Here is a 3,829-nt window from a genome sequence, read left to right on the forward strand (position 1 = left end):
CTGTGATTTTTACTAGTATTCCAGGTCTATGGCACATAGGAAGTGGATTTGATTGAGTATGTAAGTCTGTTCCTCTATCAAACCTTCTTGGCTCTTGTTTTGCATAAAGCGGTTGTCCGAGTGTATTTACTGTTTCATTGAAATCTGCTGGAGCAAAATAAGTCGTAAATGTATTTGCTGTCCCAAGAGGAAAACAATGTCCGGTATCTTTTTCGATAAATCTTCTCACATTACCTTCTGGATCTGTTGCTTGTCCTCTATACTCTTCAAATGTAATACCACAAAATGTAAATCCTGAGCGCATATCATTTCTGAGCGCTGCTCCTTCTTGCCATCTTTCATATGCTTCTTTGACTTTTGCATGAGAAGTTAAAGCGTCAAAAAACTCAGGGCTGATTAAAGCATGAATTCCTGTCATATATTCACCGCTTAAGTTATCTTCAATATGGCGTAGTACTTCCGTGCATTTACGTTTTACATCCGTTGTTGCTGTTCCTAGTGCAAAATTTACTACTTTTGGAGTAATGTTAAACTCTGTATATAAATTTAGCAGTTCAGATCCATCTGCATCTAGAATAATTCCTTTTAAAGCTCCCATACGCAAATGTTCTAATGTGATAGAGTGTTTATTTCTCATCGACTGCATATGATCAGTTATTACATCAGCTAAAGCCTTTAATTCATTTTCTGAGCCAAACGCTCTAATTCCCTGTACCTCTTCAGGTAATACTACATCGTCATGAGGAATATGCGGAATTGTAAATGTTCTTACCTTTCTTTTACCTCTTTTTCCTACTGTGGCTGGGGCTCCGGGTAACTGTGTCGGTAATAAACTTAAAACTCCGTTTTGCTCTTCAATTGTGATATGGCGAAACCTCACTTGGAAATAATTTTAAACTTTCAGTACGACCAAAATTAATCGGCAGTATATTTATTGCACCAGTGAGTGCTGTCATACTAAATGCTGGATTTGAAAATGGATTTTGCATATTATACCCCCTTGCGAATGATTACACCACGTGTTTCAAGTTGTTTTATTGCTGCTATTTTTTGTTCTTCAGTAATACCTGTTGGCCAAACAATTGCATGACCAGCTAAAAGGGCAATACGCGTAATTATTACTGCCTTGGTATTCTCTTTTGCATCTACATCACTTGCAATTACACCTATAGATGTTTGAGTTCCATCTGTTCCTACAGGATTTAGAGCTTTAATAAAACCATCGTCAGTTTTTCTAGCAATTACTGCTCCTAAGCTAAGATTTTGTCCTTTGGCAACAGTAATTTGTTCTCGTGAATATAGATTGGACACTTCATATTTCAGAAGATCACCAAGATTATTCTGTTCAGTTATACAAGTCATTTTCCCCCATTATACGTGCTTTAGCTGCTTGCATTACAAAGTCTTCTGACTGTGGTAATGTACTTAAAATTTCAGTCTTCATTGTTCGTTCCGCAAGTATAGACATTAAAATTTCTTGTGCTTGTTTGTTACTTACACCCTGCTCAATAAATTCTGTTATTTTTTCTGGCATTCGTGACAAATTACACAGACGTATTAGCTCCAAAATCTCAGTGCGACAGCTATCATAACCTTGTTGCTTGCCTTGATCATCATGGTTTATGGGTTGTTCTTTATTTATTTCAAAGTTAGCTTTAGTGTTCAAGGTTTGTTCAGTCATAGTAAAACTCCTTTGTTTGTTGATAAGTGTTTTTTCTTTAAGTTCAGAAAACGTTGTTATTCCATCTGCTAAGCCAATATCTATTGCATTTTTACCAAAATAAAGTCCTGCTTCAGTTGATTTAACGGTAGAAGTAGAAAAGTTACGATTACGTGCTATAAGTTTAACGAGCATTTCATATAAGCGATTTACCTCTTCTTGCAAACTCTTTTGACTCTCAGAAGTAATAGGTTCATGAGGATTTAAATCATTCTTTCTCTTACCTGCAAAAACCGTTGTATACTTGATACCTTGGCTTTGATCAAATCCACTCTGATCAATGTGACTTGCAATTACCCCAATGCTGCCTATTCCTGAAGTTCTGGTTAAAAAAACCTTTTCAGCGCTTGAAGCAATTGCATATGCAGCAGAATATGCATCATCATTTGCCATTGCTATTATTTTTTTCTTTGCTCTTGATTCATGAATAAAATCAGCTAGGTCAAAAATTCCATTCACTTCTCCACCTGGACTGTCTATATCAAGTAAAATTGTCTTAATTTCTTTATTTGATAAAGCTTCTTCCATTTGTTCGTAGATTTGATCATATGATGTCATTCCTAAAAAATCATCAAAAGCTCCTGGTTTTTTAGTCAAGATTCCGTGAATCGGTATAATTGCAGTTTTTTCTATGTTGTTTTTGATAGAGTGCTTAAAATTCTTGAAAATTGGTTGCTTATTACTTTGCAATGACAACAACTCAAAACTCCTTGGTTCAAGCATTAATGGTTTATTTAGTAACATTGTTTTCTCTAACATCAGAATCAAAAAAAAGTCCAAAAGAATCAGCACGTTTTTGATCCTCAGCAATCTCTTGATCAATCTCTATCTATATCATAACCAAGTTCTGAAACTACCTCTGTTCTACTTTTAAAACCATTCCTTACTGCCATCTGCTGTGCTTGTTGGTCTTTTAATGGGTCTACCCAATCAAATCCTTGAGGTATCCATTTTACGTCTTTTAGCGTTTGATCATCTATTGTAGAAAGTTTTCCAGATAAAGTAGCAAGCTCTATCCACCTATTCCACACAGGACGACAAAACTGAAATACCATAATGTTATGCTGTAGCATCGCACATCTTCTCCTGAATTCTATTAGTCCTGCACGAATTGAGGAATAGTTTACATTGGTTAAATCTCCTGTAAGCTGCTCGTAAGTAATTCCAATACCAATTGCAATTGCTCTCAGCTGCTGTCTCATAAAAGCTTCATAACTTCCTCCAACATCTGATGGTTCTGAAAATTTAATATCTTCTCCAGGGTCTAAGAGTTGCATAGTACCAGGTTCGAGTCCTGAAAGTGCTACTCCATGCTCATTCGATTCACCTTCTCCCATAATATTTGCTTCAGGATCAAGTCTTGTGATAAATCCAGCAAACATTGCAGCAGTTTTCTTTCTTACCAGCTCTGCATCATCATACTGATCAAGCTCATAAAGTTTTAAAAGTACAGAACTCAGCCATGGTTCTCCTCTAATTTGCCCAGGCCTTAGTGGTTTATAAACATGCAAAACATCATTTGCTGGTACGCGGACAGATTCTCCAAATGAACTTTCACCTGGGTGTTCTCGAAAGAGGTAATACGCTTCTCTTTGCCCAAGTCTGTTAAACTCAATGCCATTACGAATTACATTATCATTTGCCAGTAGTTGGTTGCTCTTGTTATCCAAAGCTCTGATTCCAGAACTTTTAGCTGCAGTGGAACTGAAAATCCATCTTCTGATTTGCGATTTCTGAGGCGTACAAAACATTCACCTCCTTCAACCATGCTTCTACAAACTAGTGCTTGTAATCCATAAAAATCACTTATTCCACTACTGTCTGACTCATCTGTCCAACGTAGCCATAACTCTTGAACTTTTTTACGAAACTCAGAATCTTTTGCCTTTGATTGGGGTTTTATGCCAATTCCAACAGAGTTGCTCACTATTGTATCAATAATATTTGCAGCATAAGGATTCTTACGTACCATATCTCGAGAACGACTGCGCAAAGTTTCAAGATTATGGGAAAGTAAGCTATTGATGCCACCTACCTCTGGCTGAAAATAACACAATCTTCTTCCTGAACCTGATGCATCCCATGCAGAGCTTTTTGATTTATTGAATA

The 3,829-nt window shown here is 36.6% G+C and carries 2 protein-coding genes and 2 pseudogenes; all 4 read right to left on the minus strand.

Features of this window, described 5'->3' with window-relative positions; all coding sequences use genetic code 11:
• Positions 1–989: pseudogene (locus V6U76_RS04790) on the minus strand (major capsid protein); the annotation flags it as partial.
• A gap of 1 nt (position 990) precedes the next feature.
• Positions 991–1,362 (minus strand): head decoration protein, encoded by a 372-nt coding sequence (locus tag V6U76_RS04795; RefSeq protein ID WP_333023971.1) that lies wholly within the window; start codon positions 1,360–1,362, stop codon positions 991–993.
• Complete coding sequence (locus tag V6U76_RS04800; protein ID WP_333023972.1) at positions 1,346–2,464, minus strand: S49 family peptidase; 1,119 nt, start codon at positions 2,462–2,464, stop codon at positions 1,346–1,348. Before V6U76_RS04800 ends, V6U76_RS04795 begins: the two co-directional genes overlap by 17 nt.
• Positions 2,451–3,829 (minus strand): annotated as a pseudogene (locus V6U76_RS04805) (phage portal protein); the annotation flags it as partial. The gene V6U76_RS04800 and the pseudogene V6U76_RS04805, both read right to left, overlap by 14 nt.

The organism is Wolbachia endosymbiont of Pentidionis agamae, from assembly GCF_036711655.1.
Lineage (GTDB): Bacteria > Pseudomonadota > Alphaproteobacteria > Rickettsiales > Anaplasmataceae > JAZHPY01.

Excerpts from the sequence above, each read along its gene's own strand:
- V6U76_RS04795 (WP_333023971.1), bottom strand. The coding sequence starts at position 1,362 with ATGACTTGTATAACTGAACAGAATAATCTTGGTGATCTTCTGAAATAT.
- V6U76_RS04800 (WP_333023972.1), bottom strand. The coding sequence starts at position 2,464 with ATGTTACTAAATAAACCATTAATGCTTGAACCAAGGAGTTTTGAGTTG.